This is a genomic window from Cohaesibacter marisflavi (assembly GCF_900115225.1).
Lineage (GTDB): Bacteria > Pseudomonadota > Alphaproteobacteria > Rhizobiales > Cohaesibacteraceae > Cohaesibacter > Cohaesibacter marisflavi.
The window spans coordinates 344,146-370,329 of record NZ_FOVR01000003.1; the positions used below are offsets into that span (position 1 = coordinate 344,146).

The window sequence follows — 26,184 nt, forward strand, 5'->3', positions numbered from 1 at the left end:
CTAGCAAAGGGTTCATTTAATGCATGACTTTTTTGTTCATGTATTAACAAATCAAGAAACAAATTTATTTCATACACTTCATAAAATATTCCAATCTATATTTGGTAAAATTTACCTATATATTATGTATATTCATATTGATATAGATTCCCCTCAAAATCGCATCTGTTCAAAACATATTCATATAAATATATTTATGAACCTTAATAAATACCTCAAAATTACGTATTTTCTACTATCAAAAAGTGCAGTTTTTATAATCAATACTTATGGTTTTTCAAATTATTAACTTTTTTTCTCAATTCTATTGTCAAATATCACGAGTTCACTTGTGCCATCTGTCTGGCCTGTGGGTGGCCGGCAATTGTCATTGGAGCCCCGATCATGTTTTCCCCTTTTTACGCGCTTTTGCCCCATTGGGCTCGCGGTTTGACGGCCAAAATCTATTCCATTGTCTTTCTGGCGATATTGGGCATTGGCGCTATTACTTTGCAGGCAAGTATTGTCAGCAAGCATGACCTTGAGAAGTCCAAGGCAACGGAACTGCAGCATCTAGTCCAGTCCGCTCTGACAACCATTGCTGCATTGCACGAAGATGCCAAAAGTGGCGCCATCAGCGAAGAGAAGGCACAAGAGGTCGCCAAGGCGTTGCTCTCAAAGTTGCGCTATGATGGCTCCAACTATTTCTGGATCAACGACATGAACCATCGCATGCTGATGCATGGGACGGACCCGTCAACTGTCGGGAAGAACTATTCCGAGGCGAAAGATCCCAACGGCCTGTTGTATTTTCAGGAATTCGTGAAAGTCGGCCGTCAGGCAGGGGGAGGCGTTGTCGCCTATTCGTGGCCACATCCTGGCAGCACGGAACCCTCGCCCAAAATGTCCTATGTTCAGGCCTACCAGCCATGGGGCTGGATTGTCGGCACCGGCACCTATATCGATGATCTGGAAGCGACATTCTGGGACAATTTGACTAGTTTGCTGACCAGCTCGGCATTCATCTTCCTTGTCATCGTGGCCAGTTCCGCCCTTCTCGCCACCTCTCTCACGCGACCGATCAGAAAGCTGGTTCACTCGATGCTTAAGCTGGCCGAGGGCGACCTGAATGTCGAAGTCGCCGAAACGCATCGTCAGGATGAAATTGGCAACATGAACCGCGCCATGCTGGTTTTCCGAGACAATGCAAGAGAACGCAAAGAGCTGGAACGCCAGCAAGCTTTGAAAGAGGCCGAAGCGGAAGCCGAACGATGCCAGATGGTGCGCGAGCTTGCTGACTCATTTGATCAGCAGGTCGGATCTATTATCACACAAGTACAGCAGGCAGCGGGCCAACTCGGGACAGAGTCCGAAGGGTTGGCAAACCGGTCTGTCGAGAATAACGAGCGCCTGCATTCCGTGCAGTCATCCATGGAAGAAGCCAGCAACAATGTTGAAACGGTGGCAAGCGCCTCAGAAGAAATGACCGTTTCAATCTGCGAAATTTCCAGTCAGGTGAGCGAAAGCGGCAAGGTATCCCAACATGCCGTTGATGAAGTCAAACGCGCAAGCGATGTGATTTCAACATTGTCCAATGCTTCCACCGCCATCGGCCGGATTGTCGGTCTAATACAGGATATCGCAGCCCAGACCAATCTTCTGGCGCTCAATGCCACGATTGAGGCTGCTCGCGCGGGCGAAGCAGGTCGGGGCTTTGCCGTGGTCGCCGCCGAGGTCAAGGATCTGGCAGCCCAGACCGGCAAGGCCACCGAGGAAATTTCCGGGCAGATCTCATCCATCCAGAACAGCATCGGCGATGCAGTGGATGCTGTGGGTGAGGTGGAGAATATCATCCATCAGATGACTGCCATTTCGGGAACCATCGCTGCCGCCGTCGAGCAGCAAGGGGTTGCCGCTGGAGAAATCAGCGAGAATATCGCGCAGGCAGCGTCAGGCACGCGTGATATTGCCAACAACACCAATGTCATGAGTGATCTGGTCAATTCCAACTCAAAGAGCGCTGAGACCATGTCTCACAATACCAACGGCTTACGCCAGCAGATTGAAACGCTATCCTCTCAAGTTGAAAATTTCCTGAATACAATTCGAGAGCAAAGTAACTCGAAACATAAAAGTATCGAAGATTCTCAAGCCTCTTAGTGAAAAAACTCTCTTTTGAGTTTACGATTAAAAAAGACTTTCTTTTTCTTAACTGCGCTCATTTGAGCGCAGTTTTTGTTTAATAGAAGCCAGAAAGCTTTTGTTTCTATTTATACTTATTTCAGCATTTTTTGAGACAGTCCCAAAGATCACCTCTGTAAATTTGCAAAACATGCACAGAAACGACCCTGGCAAACAGGAAACAAGCATGAGCAAATGGCGGGACGAACGGGGCTGAGTAGGCGATGAGACATCTTGTGAAGAAGAACCAATTTATTGCATTGATTGCGGGCATTGTCGCCCTGACTTTGCTGGATGAAGTGTTGCTGGCCCGTTTTTTAGAAATGGAAGAATTTGAAAACGGGAACGTGCTGTTCAAGGGGATTTCACAATTTCTCTTTCTTCTCCTGATCGCGTTCGCAGGCCTTTTGTATTTCGGTTACAAAGAGCGCAAGAAGCAAACAGAAGCTTTGGCCAAGGAACGCGACAAGTCACGCAAGCTCGCTTCCAGGCTGGCGTCTCACAAGCTGGGTATTGATGCGCATGCCATCGTGTCGATTGCGGACCCAGAGGGCCGCATAGTCTATGCCAACGACAGATTCTGCGAAGTTTCTGGCTATACACGTGAGGAACTGATCGGCAAAGATCACCATATCCTCAACTCGGGCTATCACGACCGGTCCTTCTTCAGAGGCATTTACGAGGCCATTGAAAAGGGGGAAACCTGGACTGGTGAAATCTGTAATAAATCCAAGGACGGCACGATCTACTGGATTTCGACCACCATCGTGCCAATCATGGATGCCCAAGGCAAGCTGGAAGAGATCATATCGATCCGCACAGACATTACAGAGATCAAGAATAATGAAGCCGCGCTCAAGAGCAGCAGCGACCTTTTGAACTCGACCTTTGACAATTTCCCTGGCGGCATCAGCGTCTTCAATGAGGATCGGCAACTCATTCTGGCCAACAAGGCCTTCTATGATCTCTTGGAGATCACCCCCAAAGAATTTCCCGTCGGCAGTAACTATGCCGACATATTGCGCCGGAATATCGAATTCGGCGTCTACGGGGATATCGACGGGGACGCGCTGATAAAAGAGCGTCTGCGGTTGATTGATACCAAACACCCATTCCAGTTGAGCAGAAAGACGCCGAATGGGCGAATTATCGAGATCCGCTGCTGGCCTCTGGAAGGGGGCGGTGTGGTTGCTGCCCATTATGACGCAACCGAACGCCAGCAAATGCTCGAAGATCTGGAGCAACAAAGAAACGAGGCCAAAGCCAACGCAGCCCAGCTTCAAGCCGCTCAGGAGGAGCAGGACAAGGCCCACAAGCGTCTGATCAACTCCATCAACTCGATGCGCAATGGATTTGTCCTTTGGGATTCAGATGCTCGGCTGGTTATCGCCAACGAGGCCTTCCGCAGCTATCACAAGGAGCTTGCCCATCTCATCCATAAGGGAATGTCAGCGCGCGATCTTCTCGAAGCGGGGCACGAAATCAATTTCTGGAAATGGAACGAGGAGCTTCCCAGCAACTGGCTCGATATTTTCATGGAGCGCTTCAAGTCGACGAAAAATTTCGAAGACTCCTTCGAGACGACCGACGGGCGCTATCTCGTGATGCAAAGTTCGAAGCTACCAAACGGTGACATCATTTCCAACTTTACCGATGTTACCAACAATCGCCTACGCGAAGCAGAGCTGGTGCGCGCGCGGGACGCGCTGACCCACATCGCCTATTTCGATGCCCTCACGGCGCTTCCAAACCGCGCCCACGGGCAGCAGGATCTCGAAGCGCTGTTCATGAACAAGCAGAAGGATACGCGTTTTGCAGTCATCCAGATTGATCTGGACAAATTCAAGCGCGTCAACGACACGCTGGGCCATATTTCAGGAGATCATCTACTCAAGGAAATAGGCTCACGTCTGGCCTTCCTTGCATCCAAGGTTCCCAACTTCCAGCCCTATCGCTGGGGAGGCGATGAATTTGTCGCTATTGTCAAGGACGTCACCAACCATCAGCTCGAGAGCCTGTGTCAGGAACTGACCGATCTGATTGCCATTCCGGTTCCTTATGAAAATGCGACCCTGTGGCCGACAGTCAGCCTCGGTGTCGCCATTTATCCAGATGATGCAACAGACCTTTCTGCCTTGATGATGTATGCGGATCTAGCCCTCTACAAGACCAAGGAAATGGGGCGCGATGGCTATCAGTTCTTCTCCTCGGAAATGAAAGAGCGTCTGGATAGCGAAGCCTCCATCGAGGCCGATGTGCGCGACGCCCTCAAGCTTGACCAGTTCGAGTTGCATTTCCAGCCGCAGATCAGCACGCTGGACGAGAGCATTACCGGAATCGAGGCGCTGGTGCGCTGGAACCATCCCAAACGGGGCCAACTGCCACCGGGCCTGTTCATGGATATCGTCGAAAGCAACGGCATGGCAGCCGCCCTTGGCAACGCAATTTTCGAAAAAGCCATGTGGTCCGTTCGCCAATGGGTGGACGAAGGCCTGGAATTCGGACGCCTTTCGGTCAACCTGTCCCCTGCCCATCTCAAGCGCCAGACACTGGTAGAAGACTTCTGCCAAAGCATGGAAAAATATGACATCAACCCGGACCTTCTGGCAGTTGAGCTGCTGGAAGGGGTGCTACTGGATGATCAATATACGAATATCAACGAGCTATTCGAAACCCTGTCGGCGCGCGGCGTTCATGTGGAGCTGGATGATTTCGGCACGGGCTACGCCTCCCTCTCCCATCTTTCCAATTTGCCGGTAGATGGCATCAAGATTGATCGGTCTTTCGTCAACAATATCGTGGTTAACAAGAAGCAAAAGGCAATCGTGGGCGTGGTCATGTCCATGTCCAAGCTCATGCAGCTGCGCGTGGTGTGCGAAGGCATCGAGACACATCAGCAGCTTTCGACGGTCTCCCAGATCGCCAATTGCTCGGTACAAGGTTATCTGGTTTCGCGTCCGCTCAGCTTTGAGGATATGACAAGCTGGATCAGGGCAAGACGTAATATCGGTCTCTTGAGCCCTTCAGGGCCGCGCCAGATCCGAAAGGGCCACTCGAGCCTTGTTTCTTCGGATATTCTTGATCGATAGCAATTTTTCGGATGCAACCAGATAAACCATCAAGAAAAGACAATTCTTTTTTAGGTTGCAAAATCAATCACATCACTCGCAATGATACATGAATGTGCCAAATTTATTGTGATAAATACTTATGTTTTGTGTTTTAATTCTATTATTACGAAATATTATTTAGAATAGTTCTCGCTTCTTGTTATCAACATATTTGAAATTCTTAATCTATTAAGACTTAATTAGGCGGCTTACCCGAATATTACCCTTAACCAGACAATATTCCGGACCCTCAATTATGAAAATATCCAAGCTCCCCCTCTCCTGGAAAATAGCAGCACCGACTATTACCGTTTTCATCTTTATGCTGGCCCTCTCCGCAGTCAGCCTTTCCAACCTGAAAAGTTCCATGCGCGCAGAGCGCGTGAACAGCCTTAAAGACATTACCCACGCCGCACAAACCATTGCCAATTCCTTCTATGCACTAGAAAAAAGCGGCGAGCTTTCTCGCGAAGAAGCACAGGAACGCACCAAGGCTGCCATCGACGCCATGCGCTATGATGATGGCTCGGGCTATATCTTCGTCTATCAGTATGACGGCACCAATCTTGTTCTTCCCAACAAGAAGCTGGTGGGTAAAAACTTGATGGACATGAAGGATGCTGACGGTAAATTTCTTGTCCGCAATCTGATCGACATCGCCAAGAAAGGCGGCGGTGAATATGCTTATTACTGGCCAAAGCCAGGCAGCGAAAAAGCCTATGAAAAGCTGAGCTGGGCTGAAGGCATCCCTGAATGGCAGTGGATGCTGGGCACTGGCGTTTATATTGATGACATGAATGCCGCTTTCCTCAGTCAGGCCATGATCGTGGGATTGGCAACGCTTATCGCTTTGATCCTCGCTGGCGCAGCCTCCTATGTGGTCATTCGCTCCATCAACAAGCCAATTACCGGTCTGGTGGACAATATGCGCTCACTGGCAGATGGCAACTCGTCCATCACTGTTGGCGATCAGGACCGCTCGGATGAAATCGGCCAGATGGCTCAGGCCATGCAAGTGTTTGTCGACAACGAAAACAGCCGCAAGGCCCTTATGGCGGAACATGAAAGGAACCAGAGCGAAGCGCTCAAACGCGGTACGAATGTTCAGCAGCTTTGCCGCGCCTTTGATGAAGAGGTTGCGCGGATGCTCTCCACCGTTGGCGATGCAGCCAAAGGCTTGCAAGATGCTTCGCACATGATGAACCAGGATGCCCAGAGCACCTCGGCCCAGAGCGAACAGGTATCCAGCGCATCGGCACAGGCTTCCAGCAATGTGGAGGCAGTTGCCTCTGCTGCTGAAGAACTCGCAGCATCTGTCAGCGAAGTGGCCCGTCAGGTTCAGACCTCCAATGACATGGCGCTGAAAGCCTCCTCTGAAGCCAACAGCACCAATGATCGGGTTGAGCGCCTGGCTCAGGCTGCCAAGCAGATTTCCGAAGTGGTCACGCTCATCCAGGCCATTGCCGAGCAGACCAACCTTCTGGCCCTCAACGCAACCATTGAGGCTGCACGGGCCGGAGAAGCGGGCCGTGGCTTCGCCGTGGTGGCTGCGGAAGTCAAGGAACTGGCCAACCAGACCAGCAAGGCAACCGAAGAAATCGACAAGCAGATTTCCGAGATCCAGCAAGAAACGGATCTTGCCGTAAATGCCATCTCCGAGATTTCGCAAACCATCGAAAGCCTGAGTTCGGTTTCTAGCCAGATTGCCGCCGCAGTTGAAGAACAGCGCGCAGCAACGGAAGAAATCGCAACCAACGTCACTCAGGCATCTCGCGTGACCCATGAAGTCTCCACCAGCATCGGCAACGTGACGCAGACGGCAGACAAGACCCGAGAGACCTCTGCGGTTGTTCACGACTCCTCGCTGAAACTGCAGCAGGAAGCAGATCATCTCAGAACCCGTGTCAACGGCTTCCTTGATGATGTGCGCAAGGAATCAGCGGCTGCAGCCTGATGCGACGGCTTAAATGAAGGATCGCCAGCCCCTCGCCTACAGCCCGCCAAGAGAAACAAAAAGCCCGGACAGGCCACTGTCCGGGCTTTTTGTTTGGAGCATGGTGATGAGCAACCAGAAAGACGCCAGACGTCTTTCCCCGCAAACCGTTAGACCGTAAGACTAGCGTTTGCTTTCCTCGTCGTTTGCCACTGCAGCAGATTCATCGTCAGAAGAGGCGGCCTCAGGAGTATCCCCTTCGGCATCATCGGCCCAGCTCTTAGAGCGCTCACCTTCAGGAGCCTCTTCCACTTCCTCTTCATCATCATCGCCTTCAATGGCTGTCTTGTCCTGCGGAACACCGTCGCCTTCCTTGATGGCTATGGCTACAGCTTCATCCACCTCGACTTCAGGCAACTTTCTGGGTTCCTGAGCCGCATCCTCGGGCAACTCCCCTTCGGGGATTTCGCCACCGTTAACCTCAGCGTCGGGATCTTCTTCCTCAGTAGGCTCCCACTCGTCTGGCACAACAACATAGCGGTCTTCTTCGCTGAAGACTTCTGGCGAGACCACACCAAGTACGGCTGCCGTCGCAGCAAGGTCGAAGTCCTCTTTCTGTGCTTCGCGGACTGGATCTTTCTGACGAATACGGATCACCAGATAAACAGACAGGATGGCAAGAAGCACCGTGGGGAAGAGGAACAATACATCCGGTCCATAAAACTGCATCAATATCGATGTAACCGACGGACCAATGGCCGAGCCCAAACCGTAGGAAACGAGCAGACCCGCGGCCATGCGCACATAGCCGCTTTCCTTGGCATTGTCATAGCCATGGGCAGCAGCCAGCGAATAGGCAGGTTGGGTGAGTGCCCCGATAACCGCGCCCACGATCAGGAAGAGATAGAAGGGCACATCATGCAACATGGTGATGGCAACGGAAGCAACGCCCCCCAGAATGCTGATGGTCAAAAGAACGACGCGTCGGTCCATCCTGTCCGAAAATCGGCCCAGAGGCCACTGGCTGATGATCCCGCCAAGGCCAAGCATGGCCGCAAAGACAGGGGCCTGCGTCAGTGGATTATAGCCCTTTTCAACCGCATAAATTGGCGCAAATGTCAGATGCGAGCCAAGCACCACGCCAATCATGAATGCAGAGATAATCGCCGCCTGCGAGGTCTTGAACACACGGCGCAAATCCAGCTTGACGATAGCAATAGGTGCAGGTTGAGCAGCCTTGGTCATGGCCACAGGCATCACAGCCACCGAAATGATAATGGAGGCGATGGCGAACAAATAGAAACTTTCCGGCTGCGCCAATGTCACCATCAACTGCCCCACCGTAAAGGCGGCATAGTTCACGATAATGTAGGCGGACATGACCAGTCCGCGGTTTTCGTTATCGGCAAATTCATTGAGCCAACTCTCAATGATCAGATAGAGGCCGGACACGCAGAAACCGGTGATAAAACGAAACAACACCCAGGCATAGGCGTCTGTCACCAAGGGGTGCAACAATGCAGCCGCAGACATGGACGAGACCATCACGGCAAAGCCGCGAATATGACCGGCGCGCACCACAACATGCGGCGTGATGATGCCGCCCAAGACGAAGCCGGCAAAGTAGGCCGACGCAGCAAAACCAATCAGCAAGTCACTGAATTGGTAAGCGCGCGAGGCGAGAGGAATGAGGGTGCTCTGCAAGCCGTGGCCCAGCAGCAGCAGGGTAACGGAAATCAGCAGTGAGGCGATCGGTGCAAATATCTTGGCCATGACAACCATCCTGATAGCGGGTCCGCAAGATTTGCTTGGAAATCAAAAGTCGGATCTAAAGTGTTTTACATGGAGATCGCGAGTGCCCTGGCTTGGCAATCAGGGGACTCTTGAAGCCTTGGTTCGCCTCTATTCGCCCACAGCTCTGCGTTGGAAACAGACATTGGAACGATCGGCGTCAGCGCGGTCAGCCATGATGGAATTCGTTTGTCGATGCAAGGAAAAAAACGCGCGTTTCATCGGGAAATCCGCGCCATTGCAAAAAGGTCACGCTCATGTCGTTCTTCGCCTCTCTCTCCATTCCATACTCAAATTCCCTTATAGATTATAACTATAACAATTGTGCATTCTCAACCCTTGAGCTTGCCCCGGGTCTAACGCTAAGTTGGCGACAGGAATCCCCCTTGAAAGGGGCAGGCAAGCCGCTGCGCAGGGCAAGGAACCACCCCGCCCAGCAGCATGGATGACAGGGTGAAAACGATGTGCGGACGGTTTATCCTTCAGGGCTCATGGGCGGATATCCATGAAATGTATAATCTCATTCGTCCCGAAGACCGGCAACGCAATGTGCCTGCCCGCTACAATATCGCTCCAACCCAGTCTGTGCTCTATGTTGGCGAGCCGAACGGCGAACGGCGGCTTATGGAGGGACGGTGGTGGCTTGTGCCCCATTGGGCCAAAGAACTGCAAAACAGATATCCCATGTTCAACGCCCGCTCGGAAGAGGCTCACAACAAACCGTCCTTTCGGGATGCCTACAAGACGGGGCGATGCCTCATACCGGCTGATGGCTATTATGAATGGACAACAAGCAAGGCAGACGGCAAGAAAGATCCCCATCTCTTGCATCTCCCCGATTTCGAGCCCTTCGCCTTTGCCGGTCTGTCGGCCTATAACCCGTTCCTAGATCTTTATAGCTGCACCATCCTCACGGCCCCAGCCGTGGATGAGATCAGAGCCATCCATCCGCGCATGCCGGTCATCCTCAAGCCTTCAGTGTTTGATGCATGGCTCAGCGCGGGCACATCCGTGGATGAGGCCAGTTCGCTTCTCTCCGAGCACAGGGATAGCGAGTTGATCTCCTATCAGGTAGATCGCGCAGTGGGTAGCAGTCGCGCCTCTGGTTCCCAGCTTATGGAACCAGCCGACACACACCCCAAGACGCTGTTCTAGCTTCTGTTTTTCAATAACCGCACAAACGAAATCCACCAGCTTTTGCAACAGGCAAGCAGGCGGCTCCGCATGGCCTTGTCGATTTGGTTTTGTAAAAGTTGGGAACAATTCGGACACTGTCGACGTTGACTTGCCGAACCGGGTAGAGAGCAAACAACAACAATAAAAGCTTCTCTACCCTCGCCGATATTGCAAGGAATCTGGAGATTGATCCTATGACCCGTTTTATGAAATATCTTTTCATGGCAACCCTCCCCGCGCTGGCTCTCAGTACACCAGCTGCTGCTGACACCATTGATCGTGTCGAGATTGGTCAGCTTGATTGTGCGGTGAAAGGCGGGGAAGGATTTGTTTTCAAATCTACCAAGGATCTCTCCTGCACCTTCAAATCTGCTGAGGCTGGCGTGCCAGACGAAGCCTATTTTGGCGCGATCAACAAATTCGGACTGGATATCGGCACCACTGATCATGGCGTGATTTCATGGCTAGTCATGGCCCCGACCACGGACGACTATCGCCCCGGCGCTCTTGCTGGTGATTATGCAGGCGTAAGTGCTCAGGCAACCGTTGGCGCCGGTGTTGGCGGGAACCTGCTTGTGGGTGGCTCTGACGAGACCATTGCCCTGCAACCGCTTAGCGTTTCCGCCCAGACAGGGTTGAACTTCGCGCTGGCTGTTAGCGAACTACAATTGCGGTCGCTGGCTGACTGATCCGGCGAGCGCCCCTTGCCCGACCGTCCCCCGCGCGGTTGGGCATTTTCGGGGGCATTGATTTGACCGCGCATACAGGGGCCCAACACACAGCAGCAGGCCCTCCCGACTAGACGATACTCAGGAGTTCATTATGTTTACGGGTTATGGCCTTGTTGGCCTTATCATTCTTATTCTCGATATTTATGCCGTGATCAAGGTCGTTGGAAGCCACGAAAGCACGGGGGCCAAACTGCTCTGGATTCTCGGCATTATCATCTTCCCGTTGCTAGGCCTTATTGTCTGGTTCTTTGCCGGCCCCGGCGGTCGCAGCAGCGCCCGCCTTTGACTTCGCCTTCGAGCGCCCGTTCTCAGGCAATGGCACTGTAATCTCCACGGTCAGGCCGTGCGTTTCGAACCGACGTTCGATAGTGCCGCGCAACTCACCCCGGATATTGGCATCGATCAGCTTGGTGCCAAATCCCTTATGCTCAGGAGCTGCAAGCACATTCTCGCTGCGTTCCTTCCAGGCAAGATGCAGATTTCTCACCTTCCCCTTCTGCTCAAGAGACCATGTCACACTGAGGGCGGCATTATCCTTGGCAACGTCGCTATATTTAAGTGCATTGGTTGCCAGTTCATGGAAGGTCAGCGCAAAAGCCTGCACCGTGGTTTCATCCAGCTCCACCTTCGGCCCCGAAATCGTGCCGCCGAACTGGTCTTCACCTAGCACCTGCCTCAACTCCTTTGAGAGCAGATCAGACAAATCAGCTCGCTGCCAATGGGAGCGCGTCAGAGCATCCTGCGCGTTGGCCATGGCCTGCAAGCGTGCCGTCAGACTCTCGGAATAGTCTTCAATCGTCTCGGAGTGGTGAGCCGTCTGCCGCGCCATTGCCAGAATGCGCGCGATGGAATTCTTGATCCGGTGCTTCATTTCCTGCAAAAGCAGATCTTTCTCTATCAGGTTCTTTTCTGACAGCTTCTGCATGGTCTTGGCTGTGCGAACAGCGCGCAGCTGGGAATGGGTGATCCATGCCAACATCGCGGCCAGAAGGAAAAACGCGGTAAAGGACACGTAAGGGGCTGCAGTTTGCAGGGTCCAGGCGGTTTTGTTCTTGACCCGTATATCCAGCACCCATTTGCGTCCTGCAACTTCCATAACACGGGTCACCCGCGAGCCAAATTGCTCCACATCATCATAAAGCGCAGACTTGAAGAGAGGGCGGCTCTTGTCGTCCAGATCACGTGCCTGCAACACCACGGGCAGGGTCGGTTTCTGAGAAAGTGCCGTAATGAAGAGATCCCCGGCCCTGAAGGGAGCATAAACCAGCCCTCTGGTTGGCTTTCTGCCCACCGAAGGATGGAGCCCTTCATAAGCGCCGGGCATATCGGTGTCTTCATATCGTGAATAAACAAGAAAACCAGCCTGCTTGATCGCGGTGATCTCCTGCACCAGTTCCACTGGCCCGGAGGCAACCATGTCTCCCGTTTCATAGGCCTTCTGGATTGCGGCGCGGCGCACAGGCTCTGAATACATATCGTAGCCAATGGCTGCGTGGTTCCTGTCCGTCAAGGGTTCGAGCAGCGTGATCGCGGCGCGTTCGGCCTGATCCGTCTCCGGCCAGACCTTGGCATCCGCCCCATAATCTCTCTTCAGAATAGCACCGAGAGCGTCATCCTCACTGGGAGAAATGGCTTCAGCAAAGCCGATGCCCTGAAGACCGGGATAATTGTCCTCAAGATCGAAACCGGCGATAATCTTGTCAAACTGTGTATGCCGTATGCGATTGGGCGTTGCCGCAAAGAAAGCATTGGTCGCCCTGAGCAACGCAAAATGCTGTGACAGACGCAGGGATACGCGGTCGACGACCTGTCCGGCCAGATCTTCCGCTCGCCTTTCCGTTGCCAGTTCCGCGTTGTTATAGAGCATCAGTGATGCACCAGTGCCAATGATCATGACTGTTGAAAAGACAATCGGAGCGATAAGTCGGTGCATACACATACCATAGTGAGTTTGAATGTTCTGAAGAACGGAATAGCGCCCTTTCAAGGCAACTTTTTGATTATAGGAAGCTTACAAAAATTTGGCAGCAGAAAAACACTTCATCCCCGAAAACAATACAGGCCAAACAAAAACCTATTAATTATGTCTTCTGAGGAAAAATTTACCTGTCGCAAAGGCTGCGCCAAGATCCGATTTCTATCTGAATCTCCTCCATTTTTCGGAACGTTCTCTGCCCCCACACGTTGATTAGGTGAGGATCGCAAAGCGATCTTACGACGAATCAAATCAGGAGAGACGCTATGAACTGGAATCAGATTGAAGGCAATTGGGAACAGGTTAAAGGCAATGCGCAGGCACAGTGGGGCCGCTTGACCAATGACGATGTTGATGTGATCGCAGGCAACCGGAAAGCTTTGGCAGGCAAGCTGCAGGAGCTGTATGGCAAGCAGGAAGAGGAAGTGGAACGTGAAATCGACGAATGGATTGCGCGTCACTGATCGCACTGACCTACCCCTATCGGGATAAAGCGGAGCCTTAGCGGGCTCCGTTTTTTTATGTTTTTTCCGGAGGCCTCCAGACTTGAACAGGCTCATTCGTGCAGACTTTGATAAGGCGTTCCTTTGGCGGAACAGTGCCACTCGTGACGAACAGTGCCACTTGGCAAAAAGAAAAGCGACCCCGCTCTGGCAGGACCGCTTTTTTTGAGAGATGTGTTGGCCTGTCGTCTCTATCGACCGCGTACCAGGTGCATCAACAGGGAGATGACGAGGAATGCCAAGAAGAGGAAGAACAAGATCTGAGCGATCCCGGCCGACGCTCCAGCAATACCACCGAACCCAAGTACACCAGCAACAATTGCGACAATAAAGAACACCAAAGCATAATAAAGCATGTCATTTCTCCTTTGCACTACACAACTAAAACGATTCATGCCAAAGGTTTGTTCCATGCTCTATTAGCATTTTTTCTTATGATGTCCTTTCAAAGAACAGAGCCTGACTGATCAATGCCTTGACCATGTCTTCGTTGAATGGCTTGGTAACAAGGAAGGTCGGCTCGGGGCGTTCGCCCGTCAGCAGACGTTCCGGGAAAGCGGTGATGAAGATCACGGGAATATCGCTATCCTTGAGAATGTCGTTGACCGCATCAATCCCCGAAGACCCATCAGCCAACTGGATGTCTGCCAGCACCATTTTGGGCTTGTCACTGTTGTAAAGCTCGATCGCCTCGTCATAGGTCCGCGCAATGCCTGTAACCCGATGCCCTAGACTCTCGACCATTTGCTCGATGTCCATCGCAATCAGAGGTTCGTCCTCAATGATCATGATGTCGGTCGCCACCTGCTTGGAAATGAGCTCTGATGCTTCATTGAGCAGCTCTGGCACAGTCCCTTCTTCCACACCCAGAACGACAGCGATGTCTTCAGAAGTGAATTCTTCGACAGATGCCAGCAAGAAGGCCTGACGCGGAGCCGGTGGCACATTCTGCAGGTTTGTCTGTGCGCGGCTCTCCCATCCGTAAGGGGATTTGGCGGGCGGAACTTCCACATTGGCTCTTCGATAGAGATCAGAGAACAGCTTATAGAGCGAAACGCGATCACTGCTGGCTTTCGGGAAAACGGAAACGTCAGCAATCAACGCTTCCAGAGTGGCGGCCACAAAGGCATCACCAGATGTTTGAGATCCTGTCACAGCGCGTGCGTAGCGACGAAGATAGGGAAGATGCGCGGCAACACGAGTAGAAAGCGTCATCTATAATCCTCTCCTTGATAGTATCGATCGTAAAATCGAGAATGTAGTATATCGATACAATCCGCCAGCAAAAAAAAAGTTCCAACTTTGCGGAACTTTTTTGAAAATGGGGCGTTTTTGTAGCAAGACCGAGACAATTCCTTGGCCTCTAAAGGTGTTCTAAATGATAAATGATGAAAAAAAATCGGGCATTCTGAGCGCGTCCGACATGTTGGGGGGAGCCGTTCAGCCAAATGAAGAGTTGGATCCGAACGGCGCCATCGCCCAAAAGCTAAAGGCGCTATATACTCAAACCGAACAGCAAGCCATTCCGGATCGTTTTCTGGATTTGCTCGAGCAGCTGGACGAAGCCGAACGTGCTGCCAACAGCCTTGGTGAGAGGTAAACGCTCAAGATGCAAAATGCTGACAACAGTTTCAAGCGCGAGATGCTCTCCGTGCTTCCTAGCTTGCGTGCCTTTGCCATGTCGCTGTGCGGCAAGCATGACCGCGCCGACGATCTGGTTCAGGATACGGTGATGAAAGCCTGGTCCAAACAGGACAGCTTCGAGGCGGGCACCAATATGCGTGCCTGGCTCTTCACCATTCTGCGCAACGAATTCTACAGCCAGATGCGCAAGAGCGGCCGTGAGATTCAGGATAGTGAAGGCACTTTCACGGAGAGCCTTTCCATTCAACCTGCCCAACATGGACAGATGGACTTGCAGGATTTCCGCGAGGCGCTTTCCAAGCTGCCGGATAATCAGCGCGAGGCGATTGTTCTGGTGGGAGCGTCAGGCATGTCCTATGAGGAAGCCGCTGTGATCTGTGACTGCAAGGTCGGAACAATCAAAAGCCGTGTCAATCGCGCACGCGCTCACCTTCAGGAACTTTTGTCGCTGGAAGAGGACGGTAACTACCATCCGGACAATTCTGCAGCCTCAGTCGTTTCTCAGGCATTTGTGAGCTAATTCCCCATCTTCTGACGTTCAATTTTCTTTAGAACCAAATGCTACTGTCTCCATTCACCCGATGTGCCTCTGCGGCACGTCGGGTTTTTCTTTTCCTGCCATCGCTATTCCCCTTGCACCCTTTCACTTCCTGTATACATGTGCTGTCGAATGTAAAGAGGTTTTGCCCTGCGCTGCTAAGGCACTCTCTACTGCGCTTTAGTGATAGGGAGCTGCGCACAAAAAACCCCTCCTCATTCGAAACGAATGAGGAGGGATTAATATTCAAACTCAGGTCTGTAAAAGACCCGCGCGATCAATCGCTGACGATCGCTCTCAGCATCCAGAGGGCTTTCTCATGGAAGGTCAGGCGTCCGGTCAGCATATCCTCGGTCACCAGGTCACCTGCATCCCCGGCCGCTTCACCAGCACGGCGCATGGTGCGCACGAGTTCTTCATGCATGGCGATCAGGTCTTCCACCATGTCCTGCGCCTTGAGATCTTTCACGTCGCCGCGCTCGGGCATGAAGTTGCCAAAATTGGCTCCTTTGACAGGCGCAAGGGCATCGAGTGCACGAATACGCTCGGCAATTTCGTCGGCAGCCGCAAACAGGTCGTTATAATGCTCTTCTGTCAGCTCATGTAGCGATTTGAAAAGCGGACCGACGACGTTCCAGTGGTAAATATGACTTACCACGGTAAGCTTGTAGGTCGCCCCCAGAATATCTGACAGGGCTTCTGCCATGTCTTTACGATAGGTTTCATCCAGGCCGTTGTTAATTCCGGCTTCTCCTGGAGCGGTTTGCAATACAGCTTGTACAGTCATAATGAAGAGTCCTTTCTAAAATCGTTTCGTCAATAGGGCACACTGTCAGGCTGGCGTACCCGCTCAACGGGCATCCAGTCGCTCATATTCATGACGCAGAGCGCCCTATTATTCTGATGAGCGCTCGCGCGTGACGTAGCCTGCAGCCGTAATGCCGGCCCCGAGTGCCATCATCAGCAACGGAGAAGCACTTACGATCTGAAAGACAGCCTGGACCGTTGCCAGATCGGAGCTGGATGCAGCTCGTGCTGCCGCCCTGATCCGCGCTCGACGCTTGCGGCGGCGCGCAAGCAAGTAGAGCACCAGTGCACTGAACAGAAATGCCAGAGCAGCCAGAATGATCGACGCCTCCAAGGCGCCAAGATAGCGCTCAAGCACGATGAACAGTGCCAGCAACCCGAAGCCTGCGCCAATGAGGCCGGCGAGGAAGGCTGCAAAAATCAGCAGCCCGTCCTCAGCCCCCCCTTTAAGCTCTCGCTTTATGCCGGGGCCAGCCAGATCGGCCAATATGGAGACCAGAGCGCCCATGGGTTATTTACGAACCATCAAGGCAGCCAGGAAGCCGACACCAGCGGCCAGACCAACTGCGGCCAGCGGCTTTTTACGAATTTCAAGCATCATGCGTGCTTCAGCGCGGCCAGCGTCATCGTTAAGGTCGGTCAGCTTTTCCTGTGCCTTTTCTACGGCGGTTTTTGCTGCGCCTCGGGCACGATCCTGCAAATTGATCACATCTTCAGAACCGCGTTTGGCTAGCAGTTCCGTAATGCTTGCGATGTCGCTGCGAAGCTCTTCAATCTGCTTGTTCAGGTCAGCATCTTTGGTGGATTCGCTTTTGTTGTTGGCAACAGCCATAACGCAATCTCCTGTTTCGATGTTTGTGTTCGTCAGACACCTAACCAATGCACACGAACCGCCCTTTGTTCCTGAATTTTCTTAATATTTTTATTTCGAATTTTTCGGAACCATTCGACATTCCATGCGTTAAAAATATGAATCGCTCGCGTGCGTGTTCCTTTATTCTTTCCTGAATGGTCGCAAGCAAGCCCGATAAAAAAGCAACGATACGCTCGTTGAAAAGGAAAAAACCGACACCGAGAAAAAGGGTCATTTTCTCTCTTGAGGCCTAAGTTGAGATGATCGATTTGAATTTCATGCACAAAGAGTTGCTTGCGTTGGTGCAGGATGAAGGACGCCTGAAAGCTGTTGAACAGATTTGCGGCCTGGGCATTCTGCCGGACTCGGATTTTAATACCCTCATAGACATGATCAGAGCCCAGACCGGGGCCGATACCGCCTTCATCGCAGTGGTGAAAAACGGAGAAGTGCTGTATCAAGCCTGTTCATGTGATGAAACCCCACGCACCGATGTGACGGATGCGGTTTCCATTTCATGTCTCATTGAGCGGGATCATTGGTCTCTTTCTCCCCTACCGCCCGTATTAAAGCAAAGAGACTATCATGGCCGTGTTTGGGGTATTCCCATTATGGTCTCAGATCATGCAATCGGCAGCCTTTGCCTGATGGACGCGACCGACCGCACCGCCGTGTGGGCCGCCAGAAATGATGATCTGCTGGAGCGCTCTGCCCAATTGATTGCCTCCATGTTTGAATTGAAGCAGTCGGCACGGGCGCGCAGCATGTCCGAATTTGACCTGTCACGCGCCAATGTTCGCTATGCCCTGGCTCTTAAGGCCGGTCAGGTGGCAACCTGGAGCTGGGATCAAGATGAACAGATCATCGAATGCGACCCTTTGATGCGTCAGTTGCTGGGTCTTCAGGATGTCGGCACCGTGACCGGATCGCGCCTGTTTCGCCAGATAGATCCAGACGACCTGACCCGCATCAAGTATGAAGTCTCCACTATGGTTGCCTCTGACGAGGATGTCAGTGTCGAGTTCCGCGCCCGCAGTACGGGGAGATATGTGCTCGCTCTGGGGCATGTGTTCGAACGGGATAATGAAGGCAAGCCCAAAAAGATCCTCGGCGTGGCCATCGACCTCACAGAAAGCAAACGCAGCGAAGACAAGACGCGCCTGTTGCTGCGCGAGGTCAACCACAGAGTGAAGAATATGCTGGCCATTCTGCAGTCTCTTGCTAGCCAGACCTTGCGCCATTCCCAATCACCAGAGCGTTTCACACGTGCCTTTTCGGGGCGGTTGGCAGCCCTTGCCACCTCTCATGGTCTGCTTTCGGATCAGGAATGGGAAGACATTGATCTGGTGAGCCTTATCCAGACACAGGTCAAACCCTATGCCAGCCACTATGCAGAGCAGGTGACCATTGAGGCCGAGCCCATCGCCATCAATGCCGATGCAGCCATTGCCCTAGGGCTGGTTATCCATGAGCTTGCCACCAATGCGATGCAATATGGTGCACTCTCCCAGCGAGTGGGGCGTCTCGAGATTTCGATTACCGCCTCCCCCGCCATACATGGTCAGAAAATGTTGTCGATCCTATGGAAAGAGACCGGGGGCCCGGCGCTCAGTGAGGAAAGACGCAAAGGCTTTGGCTCAATTCTGATCGAGCATAGCCTGAACAAAATTATTGGTAGCAATGTGCATATAGATTACGAGAAATCCGGCATTATCGCCAAAATCGATATGCCCACCCAATAATTCTCTGGTTGCAGAATTCTTATTTTTATAAAAAATCCGGAACAAACCTAATTCCCACTCGTTTTACTCCTGCAAGCAGAAAGGATACACCGTTTATTCTTTAATGAACATAGTATCCTTTCAACTAACGAGAAAATTTACGAGGAGAGGAATTATGAATTACAAGTTTATTGCTACGACTGCTTTGGTTGCTCTTATGTCTACTGGCGCCGTTGCCATGGACAATTCAAACAAGACCTCCCAGATGAATGACTCCAAGGCGCAGACCGAAATGAATGCGCAGTCTGAACAGTCCGGTGAAGAGCTGGTGCCACGCGCTACTATGGAATTCAGCATCTTTGCGAAAGATGTGTCCGCCGACGCCACTATGAGTGAAGACGGCTATCTGTCTGCCAAGCCCGGCCAGATCCTTGCCAGCGGCCTGATGGGCAAAACCATCTACTCCTCGGTCAAGGATGTGGACGGCGTGCGCACCATTATCGGTGACATCAACGATATCGTACTGGACAAGAACGGTTCTGTTGAAGCTGCCGTCGTCGGCGTTGGTGGCTTTGTCGGTCTCGGTGAAAAAGATGTCGCCGTTGACTTCAGCCGCCTGCAATGGATGACGTGGGATAATGAGCGCCATCTGGTCATGGCCTCTACCAAGGCCGAGCTGGAAGCTGCGCCAGAGTTTAGCCGTGATGGCGTGACTACCCTGGCCAATGCAGACATGCTGGTGATCGATCAGAACAAGCTGAGCACCGATCAGTTGATTGGCACCTCTGTTTATGGTGAAGAGCTGAACGAGATCGGTGAAGTCGGTGACGTCATCCTTGATAACAACGAGCGGGTTGAAGCCTATATCGTTGACGTAGGCGGCTTCCTTGGCATCAACGCCAAGCCAGTTGAACTGGAAGCAGACAAGCTGAATGTTTATGCTGATGCACAGGGTGCCCTGCATGTTTATACCCCATTCACTCAGGCACAGCTCGAAAGCATGCCGGCTTATGAAGCTGAAGACGAGCAGATCAGTTGGCTGAAATAACGCCTCTAGGAAACGAAAAAAAGCAAGGGCAAGGCGCTGAAATAAAACCAATAAGAATTATCGCCACCCTCTAATCGCATCAGGATCTGACTGGTTCGCGTGATGTGACAGATATGAAAGAAGGCACCGTCCATCCTCCCGGGCGGTGCCTTCTTGTTGTTTCATTCTGCGGATATACCATCAAATCTTCAGAGGCCGGCCTTTGTCAGGTTGTCCATTTCATCTTGTGTCAAATCGAGCTCAACAGCCTTCACGAAGCTTTCAATCTGGGAAAAGCTGGTTGCGCTGGCAATCGGCGCGGTTATCCCATCGCTTCTGATGATCCAAGCCAGAGCAACTTCGGCCTGTTTGGCATCATGGTTTGCAGCTACTTCGTCCAGCACATTGAGCACATGCACGCCCTTTTCATTGTAGAAGCGCTTGGCCATCTCGCCCCGTTTCGGGCCTCTAAAATCTTCTTCCGTGCGGTATTTGCCCGTCAGGAAGCCCGATGCGAGACTGAAATAGGTGATGACGCCAATGGACTTCTCAACGCAGAAATCCTTGAGCGGGGCCGGGAATTTCTCACGGGAATTGAGATTGAATTCCGGCTGTAGCACCTGATAGAAGGGCAGCCCTTCCTTTTGCGATGCTGCGAGCGCCCCCGTCATCAGCTCCAAATCATAGTTGGAGGCACCAATGGTGCGGATCTTTCCGGCTTTCAGAAGCTTGTCATAGGCACCCAATGTTTCCGAATGGGAAGCATCCGGATCAGGCCAATGGGAGAAATAGAGGTCGATATAGTCTACACCAAGCCGGGAAAGGGAGTCATCAACGGCCTTGAGGATCCATTCTTCCTTCAGCCCCTTGTGGCCGGGGATCCCCATATCGGAACCAACCTTGGTGAACAGCTTGACCTTGTCGCGCATCCCCGGGCGCGCCTTGAACCATTTACCCAGAATGGTCTCGGATTCACCTCCCTTGTTGCCCTCGGCCCAGCGCGAATAGGCATCAGCCGTATCGATTGCATCAAAGCCATGGTCAATAAAGGCATCAAGAATACGGAAGCTCTCCTGCTCATCGAGCGTCCAGCCAAAGACATTGCCGCCGAAGACAATCGGGGCGATGTCAAAACCGGTTTTACCGAGTGCTTTCTTTTCCATCTGATCAGGTCTCCTTTCAAGATATCCGGGCGAGCAGGCTGGTCCCCCAATCACGGAGCTTATCACGGCTCCGATCAAGAAAGCGGAGACCTACTCGCCCATGTTCATATGCTATTGTGAGAGCCGAAGACCTTTCAAACAAGGGTGCGTAAAATGGAAATGGGTGGCAAACCCTTCTTCTGCACTGAAAAACTCTCTGCGCTGAAAACCGGCAACCATGGCCGAACAGTCCGTTCCCTGCCCGGCGCTAGATGCACGAAAATCTCCAAGGAACTTTCATAAAATTCGCACGTTGAATTCATGTAGGGCGAGCGCTGCCTTTCCATAGACAGGCGCTCCTCAAAGCTTAAAGCTGCGCCTGCCTTCCGGCTCTGCATCTTGCCTCATAAAGGCCAATAGGATCGCTTGCAGCGATCTGCTTCTTCCAGGCACGCAGCATATCTTATTGAGAGGATAAAACATGAAGATTCTACCCGATCGATATTCTTCGGGGCCTTTGCTGCTTGTGGTGAGCGCGGCCGCAGGGTTAGCTATCACGCTTTATCACTATATGGCCCCCCTTACGGGCGTAACAGAGACCATCGGTGCCGGACTGGTCGTCTTTTCGACCGGTATCATGCTGGTCGCCGCCCTCATCCATCCCATTCTGCCCTCCGGCGTCATGCGCAAAACTGTGATGTTCCTCATTCTGGTCGATGCCGTCTGCACCATGGCTGCGGGCTATTTCCTGCATGAGTGGTTGTTGATGGTCGCCATGGCTATTGCCCTCATTGGCGCTGTGATAAGCGCCTTTACCGGCTCGGCAACTGGCGGCGGCAAATCCGCGTCCAGCCAGAAAACACAGGGAGCAACAGCATGAAAACTTTCACACGAATTTTATTAAGCAGCGCCCTTTGCTTCTCCATGACCAACACGCTGGCATTGGCGCAGGAAAATAGCGAGGCCGATGCCCCGGCAAGCACCGCTGATGTCACCTTGCCTGAAGCCCAGGCCGAGACACCGGGCACGGCGGAAGGTGGCAATGGGGCGCGCCCCACAGATACCGATGGAATGGCCCAAGGCCCAGCCCCCGATGGCGAAGACGAGACCGGGGGCTATGTTGCGCCTGCCCCCGTTCAGGATGTCGATGACAGTATCGTGGCACCCATTCTCAACACCACTCCTCGCCAACGCAAGGGCATTCCGCTGGTGCCACAACAGGCGACGTGGAACAGCTTCCATGGCCAGTTGAATGCCCAGAAATATGCGCCGCTTGACCAGATCAATAAGGACAATGTGAGCGAACTCGAAAAGGTCTGGGAAGTCCATACCGGAGACGTATCAGACGGCAGTGGCGACACGCCCGCAACCGTATGGTCTGCAACGCCGGTGTTTGCCAATGATACGCTTTATATCGGCACGCCCTTCTATCGTATTCTGGCACTTGATCCGGCAACGGGTGAACAGAAATGGGTATTCGACACCAAGTCCAGGCTGGAAGCTCTGACGCAGCCAGCGCTCAAGAACCGCGGCGTTGCCTATTGGGAAGCTGACAATCCGGTTGCCGGTGAACCTTGCCAGAAGATCGTCTATATCGGCACCATGGATGCGCGCCTGTTTGCAGTCGACGCGGATAGTGGTGAAGCCTGCGAGGCTTTCGGGGACAATGGCGCACTGGACGTGAACCAGTGGAACACGCGCCCGGACCGCTTCCCGCTTTCGCTGTTGCAGCCACCCACTGTTACCGGCAACCATTTGATCATGGGCTGGGCCGGTTCGGACTGGGAATATTCCGAAGCCCCTCCAGGAGCCGTCTTCTCGGTAGATCCTCAGACCGGCGATTTGCAGTGGGCCTTTGACACCATTCCGGAAAATATCCGCCGTCAGACAGGCACGGCCAATGTCTGGACTGCGATGTCCGTGGATGAGGATCTGGGGCTTGTCTATCTGCCGATTGCCTCGCCATCTCCCAACTATTGGGGCGGCAACCGCAAACAGCAGATCCCATATGCCACGTCCACCACGGCTCTCGATCTGGAAACCGGCGAAGTTGTCTGGTCGCGCCAGTGGGTCCATCATGACATCTGGGACTATGATATCAACTCCGCGCCAACCCTGATGGACATCACGGTTGACGGCAAAGACATCCCGGCTCTCGTTCAGGGTACCAAGATGGGCTTCCTGTTCGTGGTCAACCGCGAGACGGGTGAAGATGTCTGGCCAATCGAAGAGCGTCCGGTGCCACAGGGCGATGGCACGATTGACGGCGAAGTCTATGCCGCGACCCAGCCCTTCCCGACCAAACCGGCTCCTCTGCTGGACCAGTCGAAAAAGCCGGAAATCTGGAAGATTGCCGATATCGTCGGCGGAGGGTCTTGCTCGGCGCTGTTTGACAAGCTCAGCTATGAGGGCATGTATACCCCGCCAACCACCAAGGGCGAAGGCGTCCTAACCTATCCGGACAGCGCCGGTGGCGTTCAATGGGGCGGCGTGGCCTTTGATCCAGAAAGCCAGACGGCTATCGTCAACACCTCTCATATCGTGCAATATATCAAGCTGTTTGCGCGTGAAGACTATGACAAGATCAATGATGGCTCTGGCAACGAGAACGGATTCTATCCGCAGGAAGGCGCCCCGTATGGCATGAGCTTGATGAATGCCATGAACTGGTTGGGCATGCCATGTTGGAAACCGCCGTTCGGTGAACTGGTCGCGCTCGACATGCATACCGGTGATGTCAAATGGCGCAGACCAATCGGGGAATCCCAGCGGTATGGCTTTTTCATGCCAGAAAGCATGGGCTCTCCCACCATCGGCGGCCCCGCTGTCACCAAGGGCGGATTGGTCTTTATTGGCGCAACCATGGATGCCAAGGCCCGCGCCTATGACCTCAGCACAGGTGAAGTCCTCTGGTCCGATCAGCTTGAGGCACCCGTTGTGGCCAACCCTGCTGTCTATGAGTATCAGGGCAAGCAGTATGTCGCCTTTATATCGGGCGGTAACTCGATCCTGAAACCAACGGTGGGTGATCAGATCGCAGTCTATGCCCTGCCGAATTGATCAGCGATCTGCTAATCACGAGAAAAGCAATAAGCTTACCGAAGGGGCACCACTGGGCGCCCCTTTTCTTTTGCCATTTTGCCTATTCACCCTGGCACCAGTGGACGAAGCGCGTGTAATTTGGCGAGGTCATAGACGTTTCTACTGCCTCTCCCCAAAAAACTTTACAACAATGAGATAAATAACAGGCGTTCCATTCCTACTAATCCCTCCAACAGGATCAGCCCGTCGCGCCATCGCCAACGGATCAGAAAGCACTGTTTGTGCAGCACGATGAATGGCTTGCCCAGCCTGAATACAGGAGATGAAGCAATCGTTGTTTGCAGATCTTCTGCTGGATGGGCGTTGTATATGCAGGAGGAGAGCCTTGACCAAAGTGGCATTGTTTCATTTGCAGGCATCCTCTCAACACAAAAAAGCCGGGCAGAAAGCCCGGCTTTTATCATTTTATCGTTTAAACGCTCTGCGTTTTAGCTCTGGGCACCCGGTTTAAAGGCCGAGTGGAAGGTGCGGCGACGCTGGGCGGCCTTGAGGGCAGAGAATTCCGCTTCGAGCTGATCGCCCCAGGCCTTGATATCGCGGCGAGACACCGCATCGCGCAACAGCTTCATGCGGGTGCGACGTTCTTCTTCTGGCATATTGAGGGCCGTCAGGATGGCCTCATCCATAGAGCGATGCGAGAATGGGTTGGCGATCACGGCCGAGCCCATTTCAACGGCAGCACCGGCGAATTCGGACAACACCAAAACTCCGTCGCCATCAACGCGGGAGGCCACATATTCCTTGGCCACAAGGTTCATGCCATCAACGAGCGGCGTGATCCATGCCACATCGGCGGCGCGGTAGTAGGCGACCAGATCCGAGAAAGGAATGGCGCGGGAAATCAAGGTCACCGGCTGCCAATCGAGCGTACCGAAACGCCCATTGATGCGGCCAGCGGCGGCTTCAATGTCATTCTGGATTTCTTCATAGGCGCTCATATTGCGGTTGGCGCTCACGGAAACATGCATCAGGCGCACGTTGCCAATAAGCTCCTTGTTGTTCTCCAGCAGGCGCTCGAAGCTGTCGAGCTGCTCGACGCCACCTTTGGTGTAGTCGGTGCGGCCAACAGAGAGGATCAACTGGGTATCCCCCATTTCTTCCTTGATGGCTCGGGCCCGCTTGAGATTTTCCGGATCGTTGCCACACTCGGTAATGTAATCGACATCAACACCGACAGGGGCAACCGAAATACCGATTTCGCGATCTTCCCAGTTCAGGAGCGTAGGCACGCGGCGTTCTGTCAGAGCTGTGCCTTCAAAGATCAGATCATCACTAACCAGCTCGCGGCGCAGAACATCCACATCCACAAGACTGCTGGCGGCGGAAACGAAGTTGGCCGCATAGCGTGGAATATGGAAACCGACCACGTCACACTGCAACAGGCTTTCAATGATCTCCTTACGCCATGGCAGAATGTTGAACATGTCTGCTGACGGGAATGGCGTGTGATGGAAGAAGGCAATGCGCAGATCAGGGCGCATCTTGCGCAGATAGCCGGGCACCAGCCACAGGTTATAATCATGCACCCAGATCATGGCGCCTTCGGCAGCCTCTGCGGCAGCCGCTTCAGCAAAGGCCCAGTTGACCTCGCGGAAGTTTGGCCAGTCCACCGGGTCATAGTTGTAGCGTTCACGGAAACCATGCAGGATCGGCCAGAAGGCTTCCTTGGAGGTGACGTGATAAAATTCCTTCACCTGATGGGCTGACAAAGGCAGGCGGGAGACGGAGTATTTGCCATGATCGTCTTCCACTTCGATCACCTGCTCAAAATCCGGATTGGCAGGATCTTCTGCCAACTTCCAGGCCACCCAGGCGCCGTGATCGACGGCCCCAAAGAAGCTCTTAAGGGTCGGAACGATGCCGTTCGGGCTTTTGTTTTCCCGAAGCTCGGTCTTTCCATTGACTTCAACTTCTTCATAAGGTTGGCGATGGTAAACGATGACAAGATCAGAAGACATGGGTCTAGCTCTA

At 52.9% G+C, this 26,184-nt stretch carries 22 protein-coding genes; 13 read left to right on the forward strand and 9 right to left on the reverse strand.

Features of this window, described 5'->3' with window-relative positions; all coding sequences use genetic code 11:
* The first annotated feature begins 384 nt into the window (after positions 1 to 384).
* The 3 genes from BM258_RS08310 to BM258_RS08320 all read left to right on the forward strand — a co-directional run bounded on the left by BM258_RS08310 (position 385) and on the right by BM258_RS08320 (position 7,224).
* Positions 385 to 2,139 (forward strand): methyl-accepting chemotaxis protein, encoded by a 1,755-nt coding sequence (locus BM258_RS08310; protein WP_090071020.1) that lies wholly within the window; start codon positions 385 to 387, stop codon positions 2,137 to 2,139.
* A gap of 257 nt (positions 2,140 to 2,396) precedes the next feature.
* A complete protein-coding gene (locus BM258_RS08315; RefSeq protein WP_175527995.1) occupies positions 2,397 to 5,249 on the forward strand; it encodes an EAL domain-containing protein in 2,853 nt (950 codons plus the stop codon).
* 277 nt (positions 5,250 to 5,526) lie between these two features.
* The gene (locus BM258_RS08320) at positions 5,527 to 7,224 is read left to right on the forward strand and encodes a methyl-accepting chemotaxis protein (RefSeq protein WP_090071024.1); all 1,698 of its coding nucleotides are present in this window, start codon (positions 5,527 to 5,529) and stop codon (positions 7,222 to 7,224) included.
* Between the two features lie 162 nt (positions 7,225 to 7,386).
* Here the strand turns inward: BM258_RS08320 and BM258_RS08325 are convergent, their stop codons facing one another.
* Positions 7,387 to 8,976, reverse strand: coding sequence for an MFS transporter (locus BM258_RS08325; RefSeq protein WP_175527996.1), 1,590 nt, complete (start codon positions 8,974 to 8,976; stop codon positions 7,387 to 7,389).
* 480 nt (positions 8,977 to 9,456) lie between these two features.
* Here BM258_RS08325 and BM258_RS08330 point away from each other — a divergent pair, with 480 nt between their 5' ends.
* The 3 genes from BM258_RS08330 (at position 9,457) to BM258_RS08340 (ending at position 11,187) form a co-directional block, all read left to right on the forward strand.
* Entirely contained in the window at positions 9,457 to 10,149 is a 693-nt protein-coding gene (locus BM258_RS08330) for an SOS response-associated peptidase (protein ID WP_090071028.1), read from the forward strand.
* 215 nt (positions 10,150 to 10,364) lie between these two features.
* A complete protein-coding gene (locus BM258_RS08335) occupies positions 10,365 to 10,859 on the forward strand; it encodes a DUF992 domain-containing protein (RefSeq protein ID WP_244544637.1) in 495 nt (164 codons plus the stop codon).
* A gap of 133 nt (positions 10,860 to 10,992) precedes the next feature.
* On the forward strand, positions 10,993 to 11,187 hold the full coding sequence (locus tag BM258_RS08340; protein ID WP_090071030.1) for a PLDc N-terminal domain-containing protein: 195 nt from the start codon (positions 10,993 to 10,995) through the stop codon (positions 11,185 to 11,187).
* Here the strand turns inward: BM258_RS08340 and BM258_RS08345 are convergent.
* The gene (locus BM258_RS08345) at positions 11,128 to 12,834 is read right to left on the reverse strand and encodes a CHASE domain-containing protein (protein ID WP_175527997.1); all 1,707 of its coding nucleotides are present in this window, start codon (positions 12,832 to 12,834) and stop codon (positions 11,128 to 11,130) included. The genes BM258_RS08340 and BM258_RS08345 overlap by 60 nt on opposite strands.
* 308 nt (positions 12,835 to 13,142) lie before the next feature.
* Between BM258_RS08345 and BM258_RS08350 the strand changes: the two genes are divergently transcribed.
* The gene (locus tag BM258_RS08350; RefSeq protein WP_090071034.1) at positions 13,143 to 13,340 is read left to right on the forward strand and encodes a CsbD family protein; all 198 of its coding nucleotides are present in this window, start codon (positions 13,143 to 13,145) and stop codon (positions 13,338 to 13,340) included.
* 230 nt (positions 13,341 to 13,570) lie between these two features.
* Here BM258_RS08350 and BM258_RS08355 read toward each other — a convergent pair whose 3' ends face one another.
* A complete protein-coding gene (locus BM258_RS08355) occupies positions 13,571 to 13,735 on the reverse strand; it encodes a DUF1328 domain-containing protein (protein ID WP_090071035.1) in 165 nt (54 codons plus the stop codon).
* A 76-nt stretch (positions 13,736 to 13,811) separates the two neighbouring features.
* Entirely contained in the window at positions 13,812 to 14,594 is a 783-nt protein-coding gene (locus BM258_RS08360) for a response regulator (protein WP_090071037.1), read from the reverse strand.
* Positions 14,595 to 14,757: 163 nt separating this feature from the next.
* On the opposite strand from BM258_RS08360, the gene BM258_RS08365 reads away from it, so the two are divergent.
* Together BM258_RS08365 and BM258_RS08370 are read left to right on the forward strand one after the other, a co-directional pair.
* The gene (locus BM258_RS08365) at positions 14,758 to 14,979 is read left to right on the forward strand and encodes a NepR family anti-sigma factor (RefSeq protein WP_090071039.1); all 222 of its coding nucleotides are present in this window, start codon (positions 14,758 to 14,760) and stop codon (positions 14,977 to 14,979) included.
* A gap of 9 nt (positions 14,980 to 14,988) precedes the next feature.
* On the forward strand, positions 14,989 to 15,543 hold the full coding sequence (locus BM258_RS08370; RefSeq protein ID WP_090071042.1) for a sigma-70 family RNA polymerase sigma factor: 555 nt from the start codon (positions 14,989 to 14,991) through the stop codon (positions 15,541 to 15,543).
* Positions 15,544 to 15,838: 295 nt separating this feature from the next.
* On the opposite strand, the gene BM258_RS08375 is transcribed toward BM258_RS08370, so the two are convergent.
* The 3 genes from BM258_RS08375 to BM258_RS08385 form a co-directional block, all read right to left on the reverse strand.
* The gene (locus BM258_RS08375; RefSeq protein ID WP_090071044.1) at positions 15,839 to 16,348 is read right to left on the reverse strand and encodes a Dps family protein; all 510 of its coding nucleotides are present in this window, start codon (positions 16,346 to 16,348) and stop codon (positions 15,839 to 15,841) included.
* A gap of 108 nt (positions 16,349 to 16,456) precedes the next feature.
* On the reverse strand, positions 16,457 to 16,876 hold the full coding sequence (locus tag BM258_RS08380; protein WP_090071046.1) for a hypothetical protein: 420 nt from the start codon (positions 16,874 to 16,876) through the stop codon (positions 16,457 to 16,459).
* A gap of 3 nt (positions 16,877 to 16,879) precedes the next feature.
* The gene (locus BM258_RS08385) at positions 16,880 to 17,200 is read right to left on the reverse strand and encodes an ElaB/YgaM/YqjD family protein (RefSeq protein WP_090071048.1); all 321 of its coding nucleotides are present in this window, start codon (positions 17,198 to 17,200) and stop codon (positions 16,880 to 16,882) included.
* A 281-nt stretch (positions 17,201 to 17,481) separates the two neighbouring features.
* Between BM258_RS08385 and BM258_RS08395 the strand changes: the two genes are divergently transcribed.
* Both BM258_RS08395 and BM258_RS08400 read left to right on the forward strand, forming a co-directional pair.
* Complete coding sequence (locus BM258_RS08395; protein WP_090071052.1) at positions 17,482 to 18,963, forward strand: sensor histidine kinase; 1,482 nt, start codon at positions 17,482 to 17,484, stop codon at positions 18,961 to 18,963.
* 154 nt (positions 18,964 to 19,117) lie between these two features.
* Positions 19,118 to 19,990 carry a PRC-barrel domain-containing protein gene (locus BM258_RS08400; protein ID WP_175527998.1) on the forward strand — a complete coding sequence of 291 codons (873 nt, stop codon included), beginning with the start codon at positions 19,118 to 19,120 and terminating at the stop codon, positions 19,988 to 19,990.
* A 188-nt stretch (positions 19,991 to 20,178) separates the two neighbouring features.
* On the opposite strand, the gene BM258_RS08405 is transcribed toward BM258_RS08400, so the two are convergent.
* A complete protein-coding gene (locus BM258_RS08405; protein ID WP_090071056.1) occupies positions 20,179 to 21,132 on the reverse strand; it encodes an aldo/keto reductase in 954 nt (317 codons plus the stop codon).
* 460 nt (positions 21,133 to 21,592) lie between these two features.
* On the opposite strand from BM258_RS08405, the gene BM258_RS08410 reads away from it, so the two are divergent.
* Positions 21,593 to 21,991, forward strand: a complete 399-nt coding sequence (locus tag BM258_RS08410) for a hypothetical protein (protein ID WP_090071058.1) — start codon at positions 21,593 to 21,595, stop codon at positions 21,989 to 21,991.
* Entirely contained in the window at positions 21,988 to 24,171 is a 2,184-nt protein-coding gene (locus BM258_RS08415) for a pyrroloquinoline quinone-dependent dehydrogenase (protein ID WP_244544638.1), read from the forward strand. Before BM258_RS08410 ends, BM258_RS08415 begins: the two co-directional genes overlap by 4 nt.
* 470 nt (positions 24,172 to 24,641) lie before the next feature.
* Here the strand turns inward: BM258_RS08415 and ggpS are convergent, their stop codons facing one another.
* Positions 24,642 to 26,171: a glucosylglycerol-phosphate synthase gene (gene ggpS, locus BM258_RS08425; protein WP_090071062.1), complete on the reverse strand. Its 1,530-nt coding sequence runs from the start codon at positions 26,169 to 26,171 to the stop codon at positions 24,642 to 24,644.
* Between the last annotated feature and the right edge of the window lie 13 nt (positions 26,172 to 26,184).